Origin of the sequence: Streptomyces sp. NPDC053069, from assembly GCF_044546895.1 — a bacterium.
Classification (GTDB): domain Bacteria; phylum Actinomycetota; class Actinomycetes; order Streptomycetales; family Streptomycetaceae; genus Streptomyces.
Genome location: NZ_JBITZN010000019.1, coordinates 134,047 through 155,426, shown reverse-complemented (window position 1 = coordinate 155,426; position 21,380 = coordinate 134,047). Strand labels below are relative to the sequence as shown.

Below are 21,380 nucleotides of genomic sequence, written 5' to 3'. Positions count from 1 at the left end.
TCCGCTGTCCTCCTGCTCCGTTCGGTACTGCCGTCTACTCCGTTCGGTACTGCCGTGCCCGCTCCTCGGCGAGGGTCAGGCCCAGTCCGGGTGCCCCGTCGGCGCCCGGTGCGATGCTGCCGCCGCCGGGGTCGAGGACACCGTCGAAGAGGAGCCGCTCGATGCGGACGTGGTCGTGGAACCACTCCAGGTGGCGCAGATTGGGTACGGCCGCGGCGGCATGCGCGTGGGCGTGCGGTGCGCAGTGGCCGGAGACGTCGATCCCGCGCGCGTGGGCGAGGGCCGCGGCGCGCAGCCAGACGGTGATGCCACCGCACCGCGTGACGTCCGCCTGGAGGCAGTCGACCGCGTGGGCGGCCAGCATGTGCTCGAAGTACGGCAGCGTGTAGCCGTACTCGCCGGCGGTGACGTCCATCGGCAGGCGGCTGCGCAGGTCGGCGAGCAGGGTCAGGTGGTCGGAGGAGACCGGCTCCTCGTACCAGGTGACGCCGTGGTCGGTGAGCGCGTCGCCGATGCGCAGGGCCTGGCCGCCGGTGTAGCCGCCGTTGGCGTCCACGTACAGGTCGACGGCGTCGCCGACGCTCGCCCGGGCGCGGGCGACCCGTTCGAGGTCGCGGGACGTGCGGCTGCCCCAGGACTCGGCGATCTTGATCTTGACGCGGGGGATGCCCTCGTCCTCGGCCCAGCCGCGCAGCTGACGGTCCTGGCGCTGGGCGTCGTACGTGGTGAAACCGCCGCTGCCGTAGACGGGCACGTCGTCGTGGGCGGCGCCGAGCAGGCTGACGAGGGGCAGGCCGAGCAGCCGGGCCTTGAGATCCCACAGGGCGATGTCGACGGCGGCGATCGCCTGGGCGGCCAGGCCGGGCAGTCCGGCGTTGCGCACGGCCCGGCACATCCGCTCGTTGGCGCGCGGCACGTCGAGCGCGGTCAGGCCGGTGACCGTCCCGGCGAGGAGTTCGCGGACGACGTGGGCGGTGGCGGCCGGGGCGTAGGTGTAGCCGAGGCCGGTGGTGGTGCCGGAGCGGACGGTGGCCAGGACGAGGGTGGTCCTGTCCCAGGCGAGGGTGCCGTCCGCCTCGGGGGTGTCGGTGGGGACGGTGTAGACGGCGGTGTCCACCGCGTCGATGGTCGGCTGGTCGCTCATGCCGCCTCCTCAGCTCCGGCGCCGGAGCAGCCGCAGCCCCAGTGCGGCGCCCACGGGAAGGGCCGTCGCGGCGGCGATCGTCGCCCAGCGGGCCGTGCGCGAGGGTTCGGGCGGGCGGCCGGCCAGGCGTTCCGGGTGGTCGCTGGGCAGGTTGCCGTCCAGGCCGAGCGCGAGGGCCTCGGCGAGGTGCAGGGCGCGGCGGCCGGTGCCGCCCTCCTCGATCTGGGTGCGGCAGCTGAAGCCGTCGGCGAGGACCAGGCTGTCGGGTGCCGCTCCGCGTACGGCGGGCAGGACGCCCTGTTCGGCGACGGCCATGGAGACCTCGTGGTGGCCGCGTTCGAAGCCGAAGTTGCCGGCGAGGCCGCAGCAGCCCTCGTCGAGGACCTCGGCGTCCAGGTGGGCGCGGCGCATCAGTTCGCGGTCGGCGTCGAACTTCATGATGGCGTGCTGGTGGCAGTGGGTCTGCACGGTCGCCTGCCGGGCGAGCTGCGGTGGCCGCCAGCCGTCGGGGGCGTGGTGGACGAGCTGCTCGGCGAAGGTGCGGACCTGTCCGGCCAGCCGCTGCACGTCCTGGTCGGCCGGCATCAGCTCGGGGGCGTCGGCGCGGAAGACGGCCGTGCAGGAGGGTTCGAGGCCGATGATCGGGGTGCCCGCCTCCAGGTAGGGGCGCAGCACTCCGAGCGTGCGGGTCAACACCTTCTTGGCGACGGGGAGTTGGCCGGTGGAGATCCAGGTCAGCCCGCAGCACACCGGCTCGGTGGGGACGGCGACGCGGAAGCCCGCGTCCTCCAGGACCCGTACGGCCGACTTCGCGATCGAGGGGTGGAAGTAGGTGCTGAACGTGTCGGGCCACAGCACCACGGTGCGCGGGTCGGACGGGTCCGGGTCCTCCTTCCCGCGGGACCGCCACCACTGGACGAAGGACTCCTCGGCGAACACGGGTGCCGAGCGGGCCTCGTCGATGCCGGCGAGCCGCTTGCCGAGGCGGGCCAGACCGGGCGCGTGGAGCGCGGAGTTGACCACGGAGGGGGCGATCCGGGAGAGCCGGGCCCACACCGGCAGGTAGCCCATGGAGTAGTGGGCCATGGGCCGGATGCGGCCCTCGTAGTGGTGAGCCATGAACTCCGCCTTGAGGGTGGCCATGTCGACGCCGGTCGGGCAGTCGGACTTGCAGCCCTTGCAGGCCAGGCACAGGTCGAGCGCGTCGCGTACGGCGGTGGAGCGCCAGCCGTCCTTGACCGCGGAGTCGGCGTGGCCGTCGAGCATCTCGAACAGCAGCCGGGCCCGGCCGCGGGTCGAGTGCTCCTCCTCCATGGTGGCCCGGTAGGAGGGGCACATGACGCCGCCGGAGTGGCTGCGGCAGTTGCCGATGCCGACGCAGCGCATCACCGCGCGGTTGAACGAGTGCTCGTCCTCGGGGAAGTCGAAGTGGGTCGAGGGGGTGGCCGGCCGCCAGGAGGGGCCGAGCCGCAGCTGGCCGTCGACGGGGTTGGGGTGGACGACCTTGCCGGGGTTCATCCGGTTCGTGGGGTCGAACAGCGCCTTCAGTTCGCCGAAGGCGGTCACCAGCCGCTCGCCGAACATACGGGTGAGCAGTTCGCCGCGGGACTGGCCGTCGCCGTGCTCGCCGGACAGGGAGCCGCCGTAGGAGGCGACGAGGTCGGCGGCGCGCTCCACGAAGCGCCGGAAGTGCGCGACACCCTCGGCGGTACGCAGGCCGAACGGGATGCGGGTGTGCACACAGCCCTGGCCGAAGTGGCCGTACAGGGACGGGTGGTCGTAGTCGAACTCGTCGAACAGGTTCTTCAAGTCCCGCAGGTAGTCGCCGAGCCGGTCGGGCGGTACGGCGGAGTCCTCCCAGCCCTCCCAGGTCTCCCGGTCGTCCGGCGGGCGCGCGGTGACGCCGAGTCCGGCCTCGCGGGCCTTGAGCATCTTCTGTTCGCGTTCGGGGTCGTCGGAGAAGGCAACGGTGCGCTCCTTCTCGTCGCGGCCGATGGCCCGGAGCAGGGCGTGGGCCTGCTCGTCGACGTCCTCCTGGCTGTCGCCGCTGTACTGGACCATCAGCCAGCTGTCGCCCTCGGGCAGCACGTTGAGGGAGTCGAGGTAGGCGCCCTCCTCGCGCATCAGCTGGGCCATGCGGCCGTCCAGCGCCTCCAGCTGGCTGGGCGAGCAGTGCTCCAGCAGCCGCGGTACGTCGTCCGCGGCGGCGCAGATGTCGTCGTAGCCGAGGACGAGCAGCGACTGGTACGCCGGCACCGGCACGAGGTCGAGTTCGGCGCGCAGGACCGTCACCAGGGTGCCCTCGCTGCCGACGAGTGCCCTGGCCACGTCGAAGCCGTTCTCGGGCAGCAGGGAGTCGAGGTTGTAGCCGGAGACGCGGCGCGGGATCTTCGGGTAGCCACGGCGGATGTCGGCGAGGTACTCGGTGGCGATGCGGTCGAGGCCGGCGTAGATCTCGCCGAGCCGCCCGCCGCCGCTGACGATCCGGTCGCGTTCGTCGGGCGGGGTGGGGCCGACCCAGGCGCGCTGGCCGTCGTAGGTGAGGATCTCCAGGCGCCGGACGTTGTCGACGGTCTTGCCGTAGGCCTGGGCGGAGGCCCCGCAGGAGTTGTTGCCGATCATGCCGCCGAGCGCGCAGTGGCTGTGGGTGGAGGGTTTCGGCCCGAACTGCAGCCTGTGGCCCGCCAGTTGCCGGTTGAGCTCGTCCAGGACGATCCCGGGCTCCACCACACAGGTGCGCCGCTCGGGGTCGACGGTGATCAGCCGGGTGCAGTACTTGCTCCAGTCCAGCACCACGGCGGTGTTGGTCGACTGTCCGGCCAGGCTGGTGCCGCCGCCCCGGGACAGGACGGGGGCGTCGAAGCGTGCGCACACCGACAGCGCCCGGGCGCCCGCCTCCACCGTGCGGGGGACGACGACACCCAGGGGGACCTGCCGGTAGTTGGAACCGTCCGTGGCGTAGGCGCCGCGGCTGCCGGCGTCGAAGCGGACCTCGCCGTCCACCTCGGCGCGCAGCGCCGCCTCCAGGCCGGTCATGTCCGCAGGGGTCATCTGCGCTCCCTTGAGTTCACCGACGTGCTGGCCCTTCCGGGGACGGGCGAGTACCCGTCAATTCATCAGGCAAAACTGAACAGTCCGAGCTGGACAGTTCCGGCTGTTGGTCCTAGGGTGGACGCCATGGCTGACATCTCCGACTCCGCCGTGCGCACCGCACGCGATCTGCGCGTGGTGTTCAGCCGGCTGCGGCGCCGCATCCGCGAGGTCGCCCAGGACACCGATCTCAGCCCTTCCCAGGAGTCGGCGCTCACCCTCGTCGGCAAGCACGGCGCCGCCACGGCCAGCGCGCTCGCCGCCGCCGAGGGGGTACGCCCGCAGTCGATGGCGACCACACTGGCGGCCCTGGAGCGGCACGGTCTGATCCGGCGCGCCCCCGACCCGGACGACGGCCGCCGCCAGCTGGTCACCCTGACCGACGCCGGGCGGGCCCGTATCGAGGGCAACCGGCAGATCCGCGAGGAGTGGCTGGCCCGCGCCTTCCAGGACCGCTACACCGAGGAGGAACGGCAGACGGTGCGCACGGCGCTGGAGCTGATGCAACGGCTGTCGCAGCCGTGATACCGGGGCTCACCGCCCTGTTGCCGGCGACGACCCAGCCGGACCGCTCGCTCGGCCGGCTCACCACCGCACGGACGACCACCCTTCGAAAGGTCTGACCAGCCCATGTCGCTCACCACGCTCGACCCCCGGACCGCCCTCGTCGCGATCGACCTGCAGCACGGCATCGTGGGCATCCCCGTCAAGCCGCACACGGCGGCGGACGTCGTCTCCCGCACGGCCGAGCTCGCCGACGCCTTCCGCTCACGGGGGCTGCCCGTGGTGCTGGTGCGGGTCTCCTTCGCGCCCGACTGGGCCGACGCGATCCCCGGCCGAACCGAGCACCAGGCACCGGTGGCCGCCTTTCCGGAGGGCTGGGACGTCATCGTCGACGAGTTGTCCGGCCACGACGGCGACATCCATGTCACGAAGCACAACTGGAGCGCCTTCCACGGCACCGACCTGGACGTCCAGCTGCGCCGCCGCGGCATCACGCAGATCGTGCTGACCGGCATCGCCACCAGCATCGGCGTGGAGTCGACCGCCCGCGACGCCTACGCCCACGGCTACCACGTCACCCTCGCCACGGACGCGATGGCCGACGCCTACGCCGAGGCACATGCGAACAGTGTCGAGCGGATCTTCCCTCGGCTCGGTGAGAGCGGCACGACCGCCGGGATCCTGGAGCTGCTCGCCAAGACCTCCAACTGACCGGCCGGCCCGGCCCCTTGCCGCGGGATACCCGCCCGCCGCCGCGAGGGGCCGGGTTAGCATGCGGCCACGCGCACCGTGCCACGGACGCAACGGCCGGCGGACGAGGGGGGCTTGGAACCGGATGCCGGTGAGCTGTTCCGCCGCAACCACCCGCGCTCCGCGGTCGTCGTCGAGCGCTGCGGCTCCGGGGTCGCCGTGCCGGGCGGACGGACCCTGACGACCACGACGACCTGGAAGGCATGAGGCGTGCGACAACTGGGGATAGAGGGTGCCTGGGTGCTGGAGCCCCAGGTGTTCCCGGACGAGCGGGGCAGCTTCCACGAGTGGTTCCGGGGCGCGGACTTCCGCGAGACCACCGGCTACGACCTCGACCTCGCCCAGGCCAACTGCTCGGTGTCCCGGCGGGGTGTGCTGCGCGGCATCCACTTCGCCGACGTGCCGCCCGGTCAGGCCAAGTACGTCACCTGTGTGCGCGGAGCCGTCCTCGACGTCGTGGTGGACATCCGCGTCGGCTCCCCCACCTACGGGCAGTGGGAGGCGGTACGACTGGACGACGGGACCCGGCGTGCCACGTTCCTCGCCGAGGGCCTCGGACACGCCTTCATGGCGCTCACGGACGATGCCACGGTGGTGTACCTGTGCTCGACCGGATACGCGCCGAAGCGCGAGCACGGGGTGCACCCGCTGGACCCGGCGCTGGGCATCACCTGGCCCGAGGGGATCGAGCCGGTGCTGTCGGACAAGGACGCCGAGGCCCCTCCACTGGCCGAGGCGGAGCGGTCCGGGCTGCTGCCCACGTACGCGGCCTGCTCCGCCCACTACGAACGGCGGCGCTCGGGCGGGCTCAGCGGCTGACGCCTCGGTCGGCTCAGTCCTCGCCCCGCACGATGTTGTCCTCGCAGACGGTGCCCTGCTGCGCCCGGCCGCGGTCCACCGTCGCGGGGAGACAGGTCCGCACTCCCCGGCCTCGCCGGCGGCGGGCCTTCGCCCAGCCGGTCTCGGCGTAGGGCAGGGCGGGTTTCTCACTGGGATGCGCGGTCACGTCGTCCATCTTCCTTCTGCGTTCTGCGTTCTGCCGGCCGGAGCCGGTCCGCCGGCCCTGCGTGGGCCCGTGCGCGGCCGTGCCTCATCGGGGGCCTGTCTGCGATGTGTGCCTCACCGGGTCCCCGGAGCGCCGCGCCCGCAAACCCGGCGCCCCCCGCACCCGCTGAGCCCCCTGCACCAGCGACCCCCTCAGGTCCGGCCGCCGCCTCCGCCGCCGAAGGACCCGCTGGAACCGGGCGACCAGCGGGGGCGGTGCTGGTCGTCGGCGCGCCGGGAGCGGACGTTGCCGATCTGATGGGGAGTGAGCCGCTCGTTGTCATCCCCGGCTTGAGGCAGCTCGTCGGGTTCACGCATCTCGACGGTCTCGTGGACCGGGCCGGTCGGCGGCATCGTGGGGTGCTCGTGGGGTCGCGGCGGGGCCGGTTCGCGCTCGCGTACCTTGAAGCCGAGCCGGACGGCCCAGATCAGTCCCGCGACGCAGGCGACCCCGGCCAGCAGGATGAGGACGTATCCGAAGACCTGCGCACCCGCTGCTGCTACGTACATGGCGACGTTCATGGGGCGCCGGGTACCCGGCCGAGCGACGGATACGACCCCCGATACGAGGCGTGGCGCGCCGGAGGCCGAAGGTCACGCGGAGTAGCGTCATCCGCGATGACGGAACTACCCGAATTGCCGGACACCCAGGAGATCGTCGCCCGCTACACGGCACCCGCCCCGCGCCCGGGCCGGGCTGTGCTGCGCTGGCTCTCCACCGCCGACCACAAGGTGATCGGCCGGCTCTACATGGTCACGGCGTTCTGCTTCTTCCTGCTCGCCGGGCTGCTCGCCCTCGGAATGCGCGCGGAACTCGCCCGGCCGGGTCTGCAGTTCCTGAGCAAGCAGGGCTACGACCAGTTCTTCACCATCCACGGCACCATCATGATGCTGCTGTTCGCGACCCCGATGTTCGCCGGGTTCGCCAACGCCGTGATGCCGCTGCAGATCGGCGCGCCCGACCTGGCCTTCCCGCGGCTGAACGCGCTGTCGTACTGGATGTACCTGTTCGGCGGCCTGATGGTGGTCTCCGGCTTCCTGGTGCCCGGCGGGGCGGCGGCGTTCGGCTGGTTCGCCTACGCGCCGCTGAACAGCGCCTACTACTCCCCCGGCGCGGGCGGCGACCTGTGGGCGATGGGGCTGGTGATCTCGGGTGTGTCGACGACGCTGACCGCGGTGAACTTCATCGCCACGATCGTGTCACTGCGCGCGCCGGGCATGACGATGTTCCGGATGCCGATGTTCACCTGGAACGTGCTGTTCACCTCGATCCTGATCCTGCCCGCGTTCCCGGTGCTCGCGGCGGCGCTGCTGGCACTGGAGGCGGACCGGAAGTTCGGGGCGCACGTCTTCGACGCGGCGAACGGCGGGGCGCTGCTGTGGCAGCACCTGTTCTGGTTCTTCGGGCATCCGGAGGTCTACATCGTGGCGCTGCCGTTCTTCGGGATCGTCTCGGAGATCATTCCGGTGTTCTCCCGCAAGCCGCTGTTCGGTTACGTGCCGATGATCGGGGCGACGATCTCGATCACCATGCTGTCGGCGGTCGTGTGGGCGCACCACATGTTCGCCACCGGCGCGGTGCTGCTGCCGTTCTTCTCGATCATGTCGTTCCTGATCGCGGTGCCCACGGGCATCAAGTTCTTCGCGTGGATCGGCACGATGACCGGCGGCTCGGTGTCGTTCGAGACCCCGATGCTGTGGTCCATGGGCTTTCTGGTGTCGTTCCTGCTCGGCGGGTTGAGCGGGGTGCTGATCGCCTCACCGCCGCTGGACTTCCATCTGACCGACACCTACTTCATCGTGGCGCACCTGCACTATGTGCTGTTCGGCACGGTGGTGTTCGCCATGTTCGCCGGATTCTACTTCTGGTGGCCGAAGTTCACCGGGAAGATGCTCGACGAGCGGCTCGGCAAACTGCACTTCTGGCTGCTGTTCCCGGCGTTCCAGCTGACGTTCCTGGTGCAGCACTGGCTCGGCGAGCAGGGGATGCCCCGCCGGTACGCGGACTATCTGCCCACGGACGGCTTCACCCTGCTCAACACCCTGTCGTCGGCGGGCGCGTTCCTGCTGGGCATCTCCACGCTGCCGTTCCTGTACAACGTGTGGCGCACCGCCGCCAAGGGCGAGCAGGTGACCGTGGACGACCCGTGGGGGTGGGGGCGGGGCCTGGAGTGGGCGACGTCGTGCCCGCCGCCCCGGCACAACTTCGTGGCGCTGCCCCGGGTGCGCTCGGAGTCGCCCGCCTTCGACCTGCACCATCCGGAGGTCGAGCAGCCGGCCGGGGAGAAGGAGATCCGATGAAGGCGGAGGCGATGCTGTTCGGCGGGGTCGCGCTGTTCTTCGGCGGGGTCGCCGCACTGTACGGGGTGTGGTCGGGAGAGGAGGCGGGCACGGTCGCGCTGGTCGTCGCGTGCGGGATGGCCGGCCTGGTCGCGTTCTTCTGCCTGATCCAGTACCGGCGCCGCGGGACGCGGGCGCAGGACCGCACCGAGGCGGAGGTCGCGGACGCGGCCGGGCCGGTGGCGTTCTTCCCCGACGAGAGCCTGTGGCCGATCGTCACCGCGCTCGGTTTCGCCCTGACGGCGACCGGCGTGGTCTTCGGGCTGTGGCTGTTCCTCATCGGCCTGGGCGTTCTGGCGCGCGGGGTGTTCGGGATGGTGTTCCAGTACGCGCACCGGTGAGCGCTCTGCGCGGGGCGCCGGGCCGGAACGTCTCCACGGGCTCGTGATCGGTCTCGTAGCCGCCGGTGACGCTCTGCCGGATCTCGCCCGTCGGCACGCCCTCGGCGAGGCGCTCGTTCTCGGCCGCCGTCAGGGCCCGGCACAGCCACCGGGTCACCAGGAAGGCGAGGACGGGTGCCACGATCAGGGCGATGCGCAGGACCCAGGTGATGGCGTTGACGGAGATCCGGAAGGTCTGGGCGATGACGTCGTTGCCGCCGGCCAGCAGCAGCACGCCGTAGAACACGGTGCCCGCCACGCCGAGCCCGGTGCGGACGGACCGTTCGCGGGGCCGGTCGCACAGGTGCCGTTCGGCCCACCACTCCCCGGTGAGGCGCTGTTCGACGAACGGATAGGCGTACAGCGCGGTGAACAGCAGCCCCGGCAGGACGACCGCGGGGAGCAGGACGTTCCACATGAGGGTGTGTCCCGCGACGTTCGTCTCCCAGGGCGGGACCAGCCGCAATGCGCCCTCCAGGAAGCCGACGTACCAGTCGGGCTGGGAGGCGGTGGACACCTGGTCGGGGCGGTAGGGGCCGTAGTTCCAGACCGGGTTGACCTGGGCGACGCCGGCCAGCAGCACCAGCAGGCCGGAGACGATGACGGCCAGGCCGGCGGAGGTGCCGGTGAACTGCGGCACGAACGGCTTGCCGACGGCGTTGCGCTGGGTGTGTCCAGGACCGCGCCACTGGGTGTGCTTCAGATGCACCACCAGCATCAGGTGCACGGCGACCAGGGCGAGGAGAGCGCCCGGGAGCAGCAGGACGTGCAGCGGATACAGGCGGGTGATGATGTCGTGGGACGGGTACTGGCCGCCGAAGGCGAGGAAGGCCACGTACGTGCCGACGACCGGGATCGACAGCATGATGCCCTGCGCGATGCGCAGCCCGGTCCCGGACAGCAGGTCGTCGGGGAGCGAGTAGCCGGCGAAGCCCTCGGCGAGCGAGACGGCGAACAGGGTCACCCCGATCACCCAGTTCAGCTCGCGGGGCCGGCGGAACGCGCCGGTGAAGAAGATCCGCAGCAGGTGCGCGCCGATCGCGGCGACGAAGACCAGCGCGGCCCAGTGATGGGTCTGCCGCATCAGCAGCCCGCCGCGCACGTCGAAGCTGATGTGCAGGGTGGAGTCGAAGGCGGCCGACATGCGCACACCGCGCAGCGGCACATAGCGGCCCGCGTAGACGACCTCGCGCATCTCCGGCTGGAAGAACAGGGTCAGCCAGACCCCGGTCACGATCAGCACCAGCAGGCTGTACAGCGCGAGTTCGCCGAGCAGGAAGGACCAGTGCTCCGGGAACGCCTTGCGCAGCAGCGGGCCGGCCTCGTACACCGGCAGCCGGGCGTCCGCGGCGTCCACGAGCCGCTCGGCGCGGCGCCCCGTACGGCTCATGCGGTCTCCGGCTCCGCCGCCGCCCGGGCCACCTCGGCCTCGACCTCGGGGCGCGGCCGGCCCGTCTCCTTCGCGTACTCGCTCACCGCGGTCTGCGCGTCCCGGGCCAGGTCCCGCCAGGCGCGCAGCGCGGTCTCGTAGGTGCCCGACTGGGCACCGCTCATCCGCCGTTCGGCGGGCGGGCCGTAGGCGTCCCGCAGCTCCTCGACCGTGGCGTGGGCCGCCTCGGCCGCACGCTGCTTCTGCACGAGTTCTTCGAAGGTGTGTGCCACACCAATCGACCCTAGGCACCGCATCCGGGATACGCCTCTCCAACCTGCCAAAACGCACCCGTGTGGCGGTCAACCACGGGGGACGGCCGGCCGCAGGCGACACGAGGCCGCCCGTGCCGGCCAGCCGCCCGGTACCCGGCCGGCCCCGGCGGTCAGCCGCCCGGTACCAGGTCGGCCCAGACCTGTTTGCCGCCGCTGACCGGGAGGGTGCCCCAGGCTGCCGATACCGCTTCGACCAGGAGGATGCCCCGGCCTCCGGTGGCCTCCCAGCCGATGCTGGCGGGCTTGACCGGACTGCGCGGGGAGGAGTCGGCGACGGCGAGACGGAGACGGTGGTTGACCAGGCTGAGGTCGAGACGGACCTGCCCGCCGGTGTGCACGAGCGCGTTGGTGACGAGTTCGGAGACCACCAGCAGGGCCGTGTCGAGGGTGTCCTGCGAGACGCCCCAGGCATTCAGCGTGCGCCGGGTGAAGCGGCGGGCGTGCCGCACCGCCTCCGGCACCCGCCACACCGTCCAGCTCTCGCGCAGCGGCCGTACGGCCATGCCGTCGTAGCGCATCAGCAGCAGGGCGACGTCGTCGTCGCGGTGCGCTCTGGTGAGCAGCGCGTCGGCGACCAGGCCGAGGTGGGCCGGGTCGGCGGCGGACAGCTCGCGGGCGAACCGGTCCATGCCGACGTCGATGTCCTCGTCCGGTGACTCCACCAGGCCGTCGGTGGTCAGCGCGATCACCGTGCCGGGCTGCAGCCGCAGCGGGGTCATCGGGAACTCGGCCCGGGCGAGCACTCCGAGCGGCGGGCCGCCCTCGGCCCGGACGATCTCGGCGGTGCCGTCCGGGTGGCGCAGCACCGGGTGGAGGTGGCCGGCGCGCACGCACCAGGCGGTGCCCTGCTCCATGTCGACGTCGACATAGGCACAGGTGGCGAAGAGGTCGGTCTCCATGTCCAGGAGGAGCCGGTTGGCGTGGTCCACGACCACGTCCGGGGCGTGCCCCTCGGCGGCGTAGGCGCGCAGCGCGGTGCGCATCTGGCCCATCAGGGTCGCGGCGCCCGCGTTGTGCCCCTGGACATCGCCGATGACGAGGGCCACATGGTTGTCGGCGAGCGGGATGACGTCGTACCAGTCGCCGCCGACCTCCAGGCCGGCCGTGGTGGGCAGGTACCGGGCGACGGCGACCGCACCGGGCAGCCGGGGCAGGCGGCGCGGCAGCAGGGTGCGCTGGAGCATGCCGACGAGTTCGTGCTCGGCGTCGAAGGCGTGGGCGCGCAGCAGGGCCTGGCCGGTGAGGCCCGCGCAGGCGGTGAGCAGGGCGCGTTCGTCGGGGCCGAAGTCGCGCGGGCGGTCCCAGCCGATCAGGCAGGCGCCGGCCATGCGGCCGCCGGCGGGCAGCGGCAGCACCGCGAGGCCCCCGGGGCCGACCTCGGCGAGGGCGGGCTCCAGCTCGGTGCCGGCCGGCCAGATCCGGGCGCGGCCCTCGCGCAGCGCGGCGGCCAGGGTGGGCATGGTGCGCACCGGCGCGTCGGGCCACTCGGTGCGCCACTCGCTGCGCCACACCTCGGGCCAGGCCTCGGGCTGGGGCGGGTCGAGGACGGTGACGACGAGCCGGTCGTTCTCCAGTTCGGCGAGCGCGATCCGGGAGGCCTGCAGCGGCCCGCGCAGGGCGGCGACGACGGCGTTGCCGACGTCCTTGACCGTGCCGGCGGTGGCGAGGGCGGCGGCCAGGCGCTGCACCCGGGCCACGTCGGTGACGTCGGAGCGCAGGGTGGAGGCGTCGGCGACGGTGCCGACGAGACGGGCGGAGCGGCCCTCGCCGGCGGGCTCCAGCCGGCCGCGCAGCCGCAGCCACCTCGGCGCGCCGGACGGCTGCAGGATGCGGAACTCCAGCTCGCGCTCGCCGATGGACATGTGGTCCGCCTCGACCACGGACATCAGCGCGGGCAGGTCCTCGGGCACGGTGCGCCCGAGCAGGGTCTCCACCCGGCCGTCGAAGGCGTCCCGGGCGAGCCCGAACAGGCGCAGGATCTCGTCGCCGACCTCGACCCGGCCGCTCTCCATCACCAGGCTGAAGGCGTCCGGCGGCAGCTCGCCCCGCTCGCCGGCGGGCGCGGCCGGAACGGGTACGGCAACGGCACGGACGATCAGTTCCAGGCAGGCACGGTCGTCGGCGCCGAAGCCGCCGGGGTGCTCGCTGACGGCCAGCAGACAGCCGCCGCCCGCCGGGCCGAGCGGCAGGGCGGCCAGGGAGAAGTCCGGGGACGGGGTGCGCCGTGCCTCGGGGCAGCCGGCCAGCTGCTCGGGGCCGAGCCACAGCGGGCGTCCGGTGCGGTGGGCCTCGGCGACCGGGGAACTGCTGTCGGCCGGATAGGCGTCGCGCAGTCCGTACAGGGTGCGGGGCAGGCCCGCGGACTCGGCGAGGAACAGCTCGGACGGGAAGTCGCCGGGCACGTACACCCCGGCGAAGGACGCCCCGGCGAAGACCAGCGCCTGTTCCAGGACCCGGTGGAGCCGGCCGGGCGTGTCGGGGGCCGTGGCGAGCGTGTCCAGGGCGGCTTCGGCACGCTCCGGCGCCGTTCGCGTTCCGCTGATCGCAGCGCCCTCACTCACCACGTTCGCCATTACAGCGCGTACGGGCCCGCGGCGCAGCCCCTGCGGACGTTCCGGGTGTTCCCGGCGCGTGCCCGTGTCGTTCGAAAGCCGCCGAACGCATCTTGACGCGTGAGTTCCGCACGGTGTCCTCGTGACAGACGTGACTGTCCGCACCCGTCCGGCTCCTGCGAGTGTCTTTTCCGGTCACACGACGAGGGGCGGGAGGCGCATGGACAAGCGGTACGAGGTGTACGCGCTCGCCGACGGGCACTTCTACGACACGCCCGACCGGCTCCCCGGGACGGACGGGGCACCGGCGGCGCTGTTCGCGACGGCGCGCCGCACCGTCCCGGAGGGCTGGCACGCGGCGCGCTCCGGCGACTGGCTGACGCTGACCCCGCTCGACGCCGACGGGGCGCCGCTTCCGTCGCCGGCGCAGGGCTGGAAGGTGCACTCCTCGGCGACCGCCGCGAACGCGGAACGGATCGCGGACATCGTGTGGGACTACTGCGTGCCGCGCCGCATCCCGTTCAAGTTCGTGCCCGGCCCGCATCTGCTGCACCTGCGCAACGCCAAGTACGCGGGCCGTGACACCAGCGGCAAGTTCGTCACCGTCTACCCGGCGGACGAGGATCAGCTGCAGCGGGTGCTGCGGGAACTGGGCGCACTGCTGGAAGGTTTCGAGGGGCCGTACATCCTCACCGACCTGCGCTGGCACGACGGACCGCTCTACGTCCGCTACGGCGCTTTCGCCCGCCGGTACGTCGTCGACGAGCGCGGCTCGCTGGTCCCGGCGGTGACCGACGGCACGGGCCGGCTGGTACCGGACCGGCGGGCCCCGTCCTTCCAGGTGCCCGCGTGGGTGACGCTGCCGGAGTTCCTGCGGCCGCACCTGGAGGCGCGCAACACCACGACGGTCGGCGAGCTGCCGTACCGCATCGAGAAGGCGCTGCACTTCTCCAACGGCGGCGGCGTGTACGTCGGCACCGACACCCGGGACGGGCGCCGGGTGGTATTGAAGGAGGCCCGGCCGCACGCGGGGCTCGCCGCCGACGGCGCGGACGCGGTGGCCCGGCTGGAGCGGGAGAAGGCGGCGCTGGAACGGGTCGCCGGCACCGGTGTGGTGCCCGAGGTCCGGGACTGGTTCACGCTCGGCGAGCACCGGTTCCTGGTCATGGACCACTTGGCGGGCCGCCCGCTGAACTCCTTCTTCGCCGAACGGCATCCGCTGCTCACGCCCGACCCGGACCCGGCGAAGGTCGCCGCGTACACGGCGTGGGCACTGCGGATCAACGCGGCGGTGGAGCGGGCGGTGGCAGCCGTGCACGCGCGCGGGCTGGTCTTCAACGACCTGCACGTCTTCAACATCATGGTCTCCGAGGACGACCAGGCCGGGGACGAACGGGCCGGGGGCGAACAGGCCGAGGACCAACAGTCCGTGCATCTCATCGACTTCGAGGCCGCCGCCCCCGCCGAGGCGAACGCCCGGCAGACCGTCGCCCACCCCGGTTTCTTCGCCCCGCCCGACCGCCGCGGCACCGACGTCGACCGCTATGCGCTGGCCTGTCTGCGGCTCGCCCTGTTCCTGCCGGTGACCACGCTGTTCGTGGTGGACCAGGGCAAGGCCGCGCATCTCGCCGAGGTGATCGCCGAGCAGTTCCCGGACGTGCCGCGTGCCTTCCTGGACGAGGCGGTCGCCGAGATCACCCGGGACGCGGCGGGCGGGCGGCGCAGCCGGCCGGCCCCGCCGGTGGTGCCCGGCGACTGGCCCTACAGCCGGGACTCGATGGTGAAGGCGATCCTCGCCTCCGCCACCCCCGAACGCGACGACCGGCTCTTCCCCGGTGACATCGCCCAGTTCTCGGACGGCGGCGGCCTCGGCCTCGCGCACGGCGCGGCCGGGGTGCTGTACGCCCTCCAGGTGTCCGGGGCCGGACGTTACGACGAGGGCGAGCGCTGGCTGCTGGCCCACACCGCCCCGCCGCCGCCCGGCACCCCGCTCGGCCTGTACGACGGCCTCGCGGGTGTCGCCCTGGTCCTCGACCAACTCGGCCACAGGCAACGGGCGTTGGACCTGGTCGACGGCATACTGCGGGAGAACTGGCGCAGCCTCGCCTCCGATCTGCACGGCGGACTCGCCGGGCTCGGCCTGGTCCTCGGCCGGCTCGCGGACACGACCGGCGAGCCGGCCCTGCGGCAACACGCCGCCGAGGCCGCCGACATCCTCGTACGGCGACTCACCGAGCCTCTTCCTGACACCCCGCGCCGACGCGCCGGGCTGCTGCGCGGCGCGACCGGGCCCGCGCTGTTCCTCCTGCGCCGGTACGAACAGACCGGTGAGGACCGCTTCCTGACGGCGGCAGCCGAGGCGCTCCGCCGTGACCTGGACTGCTGTGTGACCCAGGAGGCGGGCGGCGGCCTGGAGGTGGACGAGGGCTGGCGGACGCTGCCCTACCTCGGTGACGGCAGCGTGGGCATCGGACTGGTCCTCGACGACTATCTGGCGCACGCGGACAGCGCGGAGTTCGAGCGCGCCCGGACCGGCATCCTGACCGCCGCCACCTCCCGTTTCTACGCCCAGCCCGGTCTCTTCCAGGGCCGCGCGGGAATGATCCTGCACCTCGCCCGCGGCACCGCGCCGGGCGTCACCCGGGAACGGCTGGAGCAGCAGATCGCCGGGCTCGGCTGGTTCGCGATGGACTACCAGGGCCAACTCGCCTTCCCCGGGCATCAGATGATGCGGCTGTCCATGGACCTCGCCACCGGTACGGCAGGCTGCCTGCTCGCGCTCGCCGCGGCCCGCGACGACGCCCGCACCGCGCACCTGCCGTTCCTTCCGCCGCCACCGGCGGCCCCCGCACGCGGCTCCGCACCGACGGAGCCGTGACACACAACCCCCGTCCCCAACCAGGAAAGGACAACGTCATGGCACTGCTCGACCTGCAGACCCTTGAGTCCGAGGAGTACACCCACACCGGCGCGAGCACCGCGAGCCTGCTCTCCTGTGTGTCCGCGGCGAGCGTTCTGCTCTGCCTCTGACCGGGTGAGTCCACGGCTCCGGACCGCACCGTCCCGTGGGGGCGGTGCCGTCCGGGGCCTTCCCGTTCCCGCCCGACCCGAGCGAGGCCGCAGCCGATGAACTCCCGCCCCGACCGCGCCACTTCGGCAGCCGCCCGTGCCTTGTCGCGCGCGGTGCTGCGCCAGGGCGGCGCCCGCTGTGCCGTGCTCTGCGCGGTGAGTACGGCGGCCACGGCGGCCGGTCTGCTGCTGCCCGCCGTGCTGGGCCACACCCTGGACCTGCTGCTGGCCCGCGCCCCGGCCGCCCTCTGGGTCGCCGGCTGCGCCGGGCTCGTTCTGCTGCTCGCCCTGCTGGACGGCTGCGCGGGTGTGCTCAGCGGCACCGTCGACGCGCAGGCCACCGCATGGCTGCGCCGGCATCTCACCGGCCACGTCCTGGCGTCGGGTCCGCGTGCGGCGGCCCGGTTCGGCGCCGGGGATCTGGTGGCGCGGCTGGTCGGCAACGCGGCACAGGCGGGGACGGCGCCGGGTGCGCTGGCCGCCCTGCTCGCCGCGCTCGCCGGACCCGTCGGGGGCGTGGTGGCGCTCGCTCTCATCGACCCCCGCCTGGCGGCCGTCTTCCTCATCGGGGCTCCGGTCCTGGCCCTGTTGCTGCGCGCCTTCACCCGGGACACCTCCGCGTGCGTGGCCGACTACCAGCGGGTGCAGGGCCGGATCGCCGGCGCGCTGGCGGAGGCGGTCGACGGTTTCCGTACGGTCCGGGCCGCGGGCATCGAGGACCGCGAGACCGCCCGGATCCTCAGGCCGCTGCCCGAACTGTCGCGTGCCGGGCACCGCATGTGGCAGGTGCAGGGGCGGGCCGCCGCGCGGGCGGTCGCCGTGGCACCCCTGCTGAACCTGGGCGTGCTGGCGGTGGCGGGGCTGCTGCTGGCGCGGCACCGCCTGTCCGTGGGCGAGGTGCTGGCCGCCTCCCGGTACGCGGTGCTCGTCACGGGCGTCGGCGCGCTGGTCGGGCAGCTGGCCGCACTCGCGCGGGCCCGCGCGGCGACCGGCCGGCTCGCCGAGGTACGCGCCGAGCCGGCACCCGGACACGGCACACGCCGCCTGCCGCCGGGCAACGGCCGGCTGGAGCTGCGGGCGGTCAGCGCGCTCCGGGGCGGACGAACCGTCCTGGACGGCGTCGACCTGACCGTCCCGGGCGGCACCACCCTGGCGGTCGTCGGACGTTCCGGCGCAGGCAAGACCCTGCTCGCACAGGTCGCCGGCCGGCTCGCCGACCCCGACACGGGCGAGGTCCTCCTCGACGGCGTCCCGCTGCGCGACCTCGCCCACGCCGAACTGCGCCGCGCCGTCGCCTACGCTTTCGAGCGCCCCGCCCTGCCGGGTACGACCATCGAGGACACCATCGCCTTCGGTCTCACGCCCGCGACACCTGCCGCCGTCCGGGCCGCCGCCCGGCGCGCCCAGGCCGACGGCTTCGTACGGCGCCTCCCGGACGGCTACGCCACCCGCACCGCAGACGCACCCCGCTCCGGCGGCGAGTCCCAACGCCTCGGCCTGGCCCGCGCCTTCGCCCAGGGCGGCCGGCTGCTGATCCTCGACGACGCCCTGTCCAGCCTGGACACGGTCACGGAACACCACATCAGCCGGACCCTGCTGGCCCCCGACCCGTCGCGCACCCGCCTGCTGATCGCCCACCGCGCGACGACCGCGGCCCGCGCCGACCGGGTCGCCTGGCTCGACGCCGGCCGCGTCAGGGCGGTCGGGACCCACCGGGAACTGTGGCGGCGGGAGGCGGAGTACCGGGCGGTGTTCAGCGGCGAGGGAGGAGGGGAGAGGGAGGACGGAGAAGGGGAGAGGGAGGACGGAGAAGGGGAGAGGGAGAGCGCGACGGGGGCGGCACGGACCACCGGCACCGGGGTGCCACGGGAGACCCCGGCCGGGCGCGGGAACGCAGGCGCCGTCGAGAGCGGGGCCGGGGCGGAGGGCCACTGACGGCGGCGGGGACACGGGACGGACACCGCTCCGGGAACCGGAGCCGCCGCGCATGCCGGGCGGGGACCGGGAGCGGGCACATACGCCGGACCAGGACCGGAAGCCGACGAAAGGGCGGAGCAGGACCACAGGCGGGACTGGCACACCGGACCAGGACCCGAAACCGACACACACCGGGAGCGGAAGTTGGGGAGCAAGGGCGGGGAGCGGGAGGCGGCGGGGGTGCCGAGCGGGGGACGCCGGTCCCGGCTCGCCGGTCGGTCCGGTGCCGTGGCCGCGGGCCGGATCCCCGGGGACCCGGTGTCCGTCCGTGTCCGAGCGGGCCGGTTCGTGCGGGAGCGGTGGCGGGTGCTGGTCCGGCTCGGCGTGTGGTCCGTGCTGGAGGCGGGACAGACCTTCCTCGTCGGATACGCCCTCGCACGGGCCCTGGACGCCGGGTTCCTCGCCGGGAACACCCGGACCGGGCTGCTGTGGCTGGGCGCCGCGGGACTTTCGGTGTGTGCCGGGGCGTACGGGACCGGACGGGTGTACGGCGTGGTCGCCGAGCTGGTGGAGCCGGCCCGGGACCGGCTGGTGACGGCGGTGGTCACGCGCGGGGTGCGGGAGGCGGACACGGGTGCGCTGTCCGGGCTCACCCAGCAGGTGGAGATCGCCCGGGACACGCTCGCCGGTGTGGTGATGGTGACCCGCTCCTTCCTGTTCACCGCCGCCGGCGCCCTGATCGGCCTGTTCTCACTGGCCCCGCTGCTCCTCTCGGTCGTCCTGCCGCCGCTGCTCGCCGGGGTGGCCCTGTTCGCCGCGACGCTTCGGCCACTGGCCCGCCGCCAGGAGGCGTTCCTCGCCGCCGACGAGGCACTGGCCCAGGAGCTGGGCGCGCTGCTTCCGGCGCTGCGGGACGTCACCGCGGCCGGTGCCGAGGAGCGGGTCGCCGACACCCTCGGCGAACGCACCGACACGGAACTGCGGGCCGCCCGCTCCCTGGCGCGCTGGAGCGTGGCCCGGGTGGCCGCCCTGGCGGTCGGCGGCGAACTGCCGGCGGTCCTGCTGCTGGTCACTGCGCCGTGGCTGCTCGACCACGACGTCACCCCGGGCGCCCTGGTCGGCGCGCTCGCCTACGTCACCCAGTCCCTCCTCCCGGCCCTGCACACCCTCGTCCACGGCCTGGGCACCAGCGGCTCCCGCCTGACGGTCGTACTGCGCAGACTGAACCGGGACTCTCGACCCCGGGCAGAGCAGCCCCCCAAGGGGCGCGGGGCCGTGTCCATCAGCGGCTCCGCCGCGGGGCGCGACCAGCCACGGCAGACCGGCACCCGCCACACGACCGCACTCGCCCTTTCCCCCCAGTCCCCGCCCGCCCTTTCCCTTTCCTCCCTCACCTTCGCCTACGGCCCCGCCAGTGAACCCGTCCTGCACAACCTCGACCTCATCCTCCAGGAGGGCGCCCACCTGGCGGTCGTAGGGCCGAGCGGAATCGGCAAGTCGACGCTCACCGCCCTCATCGCCGGTCTGCTCACCCCGCAGCACGGCACCATCCGGGTGTACGACCACCCCGTCCCCGCGCCGCAGGCGACCGTGCTCATCCCCCAGGAGGCCTACGTCCACACCGGCACCCTGGCCGAAAACCTCACCCTCTTCCGCAACGGTCCCGTGCCGGAGGCCGAACTTCTGGCAGCCGCCGACGCGGTGGGACTCAGCCCGCTCCTGGGGACACTGGGCGGCCTGAGCGCCACGGTCACCCCGGCGGAGCTGTCCGCAGGCGAGCGGCAGCTGATCGCGCTGACCCGCGCCTACCTCTCGCCCGCCCCGCTGGCCCTCCTGGACGAGGCGACCTGCCATCTCGACCCGGAGGCGGAAGCGCGCGCTGAACGGGCCTTCGCGGCGCGTGCGGGCGGCACGCTGATCGTCGTCGCCCACCGGATCAGTTCGGCCCGCCGCGCCGAGCGGATCCTCGTCATGGACGGCCCGCGCACCGCCTGCGGCACCCACGGCGAACTCCTGCGCACCTCGGACCTGTACCGGGACCTGGCCGGCGGCTGGACGACGCACCCGGCGCCGCAGCCCGGCTAGTCACGCCCTCCCCCGCGCGCCCAGTCCTCCCCCGCACACCCAGCCTTCACCGTCACACCCACCCCTCCCCCTGCGATATGCGAATCGCGTCGATCCGGTTGCGTGCGCCCGTCTTACGGGTGATCGACGCCATGTAGTTGCGGACCGTGCCGAGGGACAGGTGCAGGCTGCCGGCGATCTCCGCGATGGAGGCGCCCGCAGCCGCGAGGGACAGCACGCTCAGCTCACGTCTGGTCAGTGGCATCTGGGCCGCCTTGAGGAAGCCGAAGCCCAGCGAGGCGTCGACGAAACGTTCCCTCTTGGCGACGGACCGGATGGCCCCCACCAGCCGGTCCGGTGAACCCGCCTTGTCGACGAAGCCGAGCGCGCCCGCCTCGGCGGCCCGCTTCAGCAGTCCCGGCCGGTTCCCCTGGGCCAGCACCACGAGCGCGGGCGGCCTGCCGCCGGTGCCGGGCGGGCACAGGTCGCCGAGCGGCGGCATCCCCTGGCCGTCGGTACAGTCGAGGTCTGCCGCGCACACGTCCGGGCATAAGGACCGCACCCGGGTGGCGGCACCCTGCCACGGCGTGTCGTGCACATCCAGTCCCGGCTCCCGGCGCAGCCACTCCGCCAGGACCGATCGCACCAGACACGCGTCGTGCACCAGAAGCACCCGGATCACTGCCCGCCCCCTCGGCTGTTCGTCTACACCCGTTCTCGTCGCCGCCCGTGTCGTGCCACGGCACAGCGCGTGCCCATTCTTGGGCGCCGTTACCATTCGCGGGCGCGGAGATCCGGCCATCGGGGTGCGCGGGGGCGCAC

The 21,380-nt window shown here is 73.3% G+C and carries 18 protein-coding genes; 10 read left to right on the top strand and 8 right to left on the bottom strand.

The features are described from left to right. Nucleotides 1-34: 34 nt before the first annotated feature. Nucleotides 35-1,144: an enolase C-terminal domain-like protein gene (locus ACIGXP_RS34600; protein ID WP_399775185.1), complete on the bottom strand. Its 1,110-nt coding sequence runs from the start codon at nucleotides 1,142-1,144 to the stop codon at nucleotides 35-37. Between the two features lie 9 nt (nucleotides 1,145-1,153). After that, complete coding sequence (locus ACIGXP_RS34595) at nucleotides 1,154-4,195, bottom strand: FAD-binding and (Fe-S)-binding domain-containing protein (RefSeq protein ID WP_399775182.1); 3,042 nt, start codon at nucleotides 4,193-4,195, stop codon at nucleotides 1,154-1,156. A 126-nt stretch (nucleotides 4,196-4,321) separates the two neighbouring features. Here ACIGXP_RS34595 and ACIGXP_RS34590 point away from each other — a divergent pair, with 126 nt between their 5' ends. The 4 genes from ACIGXP_RS34590 to rfbC all read left to right on the top strand — a co-directional run bounded on the left by ACIGXP_RS34590 (nucleotide 4,322) and on the right by rfbC (nucleotide 6,307). Beyond that, complete coding sequence (locus ACIGXP_RS34590) at nucleotides 4,322-4,759, top strand: MarR family transcriptional regulator (protein WP_363218865.1); 438 nt, start codon at nucleotides 4,322-4,324, stop codon at nucleotides 4,757-4,759. Between the two features lie 105 nt (nucleotides 4,760-4,864). Further along, on the top strand, nucleotides 4,865-5,449 hold the full coding sequence (locus ACIGXP_RS34585) for a hydrolase (RefSeq protein WP_399775180.1): 585 nt from the start codon (nucleotides 4,865-4,867) through the stop codon (nucleotides 5,447-5,449). A 114-nt stretch (nucleotides 5,450-5,563) separates the two neighbouring features. Beyond that, nucleotides 5,564-5,695 (top strand): hypothetical protein, encoded by a 132-nt coding sequence (locus ACIGXP_RS34580; protein WP_363218867.1) that lies wholly within the window; start codon nucleotides 5,564-5,566, stop codon nucleotides 5,693-5,695. 3 nt (nucleotides 5,696-5,698) lie between these two features. Beyond that, nucleotides 5,699-6,307 carry a dTDP-4-dehydrorhamnose 3,5-epimerase gene (gene rfbC / locus ACIGXP_RS34575; protein ID WP_399775176.1) on the top strand — a complete coding sequence of 203 codons (609 nt, stop codon included), beginning with the start codon at nucleotides 5,699-5,701 and terminating at the stop codon, nucleotides 6,305-6,307. 13 nt (nucleotides 6,308-6,320) lie between these two features. Here rfbC and ACIGXP_RS34570 read toward each other — a convergent pair whose 3' ends face one another. Further along, the gene (locus tag ACIGXP_RS34570) at nucleotides 6,321-6,503 is read right to left on the bottom strand and encodes a hypothetical protein (RefSeq protein ID WP_399775173.1); all 183 of its coding nucleotides are present in this window, start codon (nucleotides 6,501-6,503) and stop codon (nucleotides 6,321-6,323) included. A gap of 182 nt (nucleotides 6,504-6,685) precedes the next feature. Beyond that, nucleotides 6,686-7,054: a DUF6479 family protein gene (locus tag ACIGXP_RS34565; RefSeq protein ID WP_399775171.1), complete on the bottom strand. Its 369-nt coding sequence runs from the start codon at nucleotides 7,052-7,054 to the stop codon at nucleotides 6,686-6,688. Between the two features lie 96 nt (nucleotides 7,055-7,150). Here ACIGXP_RS34565 and ctaD point away from each other — a divergent pair, with 96 nt between their 5' ends. Continuing rightward, a complete protein-coding gene (ctaD, locus tag ACIGXP_RS34560) occupies nucleotides 7,151-8,833 on the top strand; it encodes a cytochrome c oxidase subunit I (protein WP_363218871.1) in 1,683 nt (560 codons plus the stop codon). After that, nucleotides 8,830-9,213: a cytochrome c oxidase subunit 4 gene (locus tag ACIGXP_RS34555; RefSeq protein WP_363218872.1), complete on the top strand. Its 384-nt coding sequence runs from the start codon at nucleotides 8,830-8,832 to the stop codon at nucleotides 9,211-9,213. Before ctaD ends, ACIGXP_RS34555 begins: the two co-directional genes overlap by 4 nt. Here ACIGXP_RS34555 and ACIGXP_RS34550 read toward each other — a convergent pair. The 3 genes from ACIGXP_RS34550 to ACIGXP_RS34540 all read right to left on the bottom strand — a co-directional run bounded on the left by ACIGXP_RS34550 (nucleotide 9,149) and on the right by ACIGXP_RS34540 (nucleotide 13,529). Continuing rightward, nucleotides 9,149-10,642, bottom strand: coding sequence for a cytochrome bc complex cytochrome b subunit (locus ACIGXP_RS34550; protein ID WP_399775169.1), 1,494 nt, complete (start codon nucleotides 10,640-10,642; stop codon nucleotides 9,149-9,151). The genes ACIGXP_RS34555 and ACIGXP_RS34550 overlap by 65 nt on opposite strands. Next, nucleotides 10,639-10,914 (bottom strand): hypothetical protein, encoded by a 276-nt coding sequence (locus ACIGXP_RS34545; protein WP_363218874.1) that lies wholly within the window; start codon nucleotides 10,912-10,914, stop codon nucleotides 10,639-10,641. Before ACIGXP_RS34545 ends, ACIGXP_RS34550 begins: the two co-directional genes overlap by 4 nt. 152 nt (nucleotides 10,915-11,066) lie before the next feature. Next, complete coding sequence (locus tag ACIGXP_RS34540; RefSeq protein WP_399775166.1) at nucleotides 11,067-13,529, bottom strand: SpoIIE family protein phosphatase; 2,463 nt, start codon at nucleotides 13,527-13,529, stop codon at nucleotides 11,067-11,069. Between the two features lie 199 nt (nucleotides 13,530-13,728). Here ACIGXP_RS34540 and lanKC point away from each other — a divergent pair, with 199 nt between their 5' ends. The 4 genes from lanKC to ACIGXP_RS34520 all read left to right on the top strand — a co-directional run bounded on the left by lanKC (nucleotide 13,729) and on the right by ACIGXP_RS34520 (nucleotide 20,579). Continuing rightward, nucleotides 13,729-16,386 carry a class III lanthionine synthetase LanKC gene (gene lanKC / locus ACIGXP_RS34535; protein WP_399775164.1) on the top strand — a complete coding sequence of 886 codons (2,658 nt, stop codon included), beginning with the start codon at nucleotides 13,729-13,731 and terminating at the stop codon, nucleotides 16,384-16,386. Between the two features lie 38 nt (nucleotides 16,387-16,424). After that, on the top strand, nucleotides 16,425-16,538 hold the full coding sequence (locus tag ACIGXP_RS34530) for a SapB/AmfS family lanthipeptide (protein WP_363218877.1): 114 nt from the start codon (nucleotides 16,425-16,427) through the stop codon (nucleotides 16,536-16,538). Nucleotides 16,539-16,634: 96 nt separating this feature from the next. Next, a complete protein-coding gene (locus ACIGXP_RS34525) occupies nucleotides 16,635-18,512 on the top strand; it encodes an ATP-binding cassette domain-containing protein (protein WP_399775161.1) in 1,878 nt (625 codons plus the stop codon). A gap of 348 nt (nucleotides 18,513-18,860) precedes the next feature. Continuing rightward, nucleotides 18,861-20,579, top strand: a complete 1,719-nt coding sequence (locus tag ACIGXP_RS34520; RefSeq protein WP_399775260.1) for an ATP-binding cassette domain-containing protein — start codon at nucleotides 18,861-18,863, stop codon at nucleotides 20,577-20,579. Between the two features lie 52 nt (nucleotides 20,580-20,631). Here the strand turns inward: ACIGXP_RS34520 and ACIGXP_RS34515 are convergent, their stop codons facing one another. Further along, nucleotides 20,632-21,240 (bottom strand): response regulator transcription factor, encoded by a 609-nt coding sequence (locus ACIGXP_RS34515; RefSeq protein ID WP_363218843.1) that lies wholly within the window; start codon nucleotides 21,238-21,240, stop codon nucleotides 20,632-20,634. Nucleotides 21,241-21,380: the final 140 nt, after the last annotated feature.

Excerpts from the sequence above, each read along its gene's own strand:
- ACIGXP_RS34540 (WP_399775166.1), bottom strand. The coding sequence starts at position 13,529 with ATGGCGAACGTGGTGAGTGAGGGCGCTGCGATCAGCGGAACGCGAACG.
- ACIGXP_RS34565 (WP_399775171.1), bottom strand. The coding sequence starts at position 7,054 with ATGAACGTCGCCATGTACGTAGCAGCAGCGGGTGCGCAGGTCTTCGGA.
- lanKC (WP_399775164.1), top strand. The coding sequence starts at position 13,729 with ATGGACAAGCGGTACGAGGTGTACGCGCTCGCCGACGGGCACTTCTAC.
- ACIGXP_RS34600 (WP_399775185.1), bottom strand. The coding sequence starts at position 1,144 with ATGAGCGACCAGCCGACCATCGACGCGGTGGACACCGCCGTCTACACC.
- ACIGXP_RS34590 (WP_363218865.1), top strand. The coding sequence starts at position 4,322 with ATGGCTGACATCTCCGACTCCGCCGTGCGCACCGCACGCGATCTGCGC.
- ACIGXP_RS34585 (WP_399775180.1), top strand. The coding sequence starts at position 4,865 with ATGTCGCTCACCACGCTCGACCCCCGGACCGCCCTCGTCGCGATCGAC.
- ACIGXP_RS34525 (WP_399775161.1), top strand. The coding sequence starts at position 16,635 with ATGAACTCCCGCCCCGACCGCGCCACTTCGGCAGCCGCCCGTGCCTTG.
- ACIGXP_RS34570 (WP_399775173.1), bottom strand. The coding sequence starts at position 6,503 with ATGGACGACGTGACCGCGCATCCCAGTGAGAAACCCGCCCTGCCCTAC.
- ACIGXP_RS34550 (WP_399775169.1), bottom strand. The coding sequence starts at position 10,642 with ATGAGCCGTACGGGGCGCCGCGCCGAGCGGCTCGTGGACGCCGCGGAC.
- ACIGXP_RS34555 (WP_363218872.1), top strand. The coding sequence starts at position 8,830 with ATGAAGGCGGAGGCGATGCTGTTCGGCGGGGTCGCGCTGTTCTTCGGC.
- ACIGXP_RS34530 (WP_363218877.1), top strand. The coding sequence starts at position 16,425 with ATGGCACTGCTCGACCTGCAGACCCTTGAGTCCGAGGAGTACACCCAC.
- ACIGXP_RS34595 (WP_399775182.1), bottom strand. The coding sequence starts at position 4,195 with ATGACCCCTGCGGACATGACCGGCCTGGAGGCGGCGCTGCGCGCCGAG.
- ctaD (WP_363218871.1), top strand. The coding sequence starts at position 7,151 with ATGACGGAACTACCCGAATTGCCGGACACCCAGGAGATCGTCGCCCGC.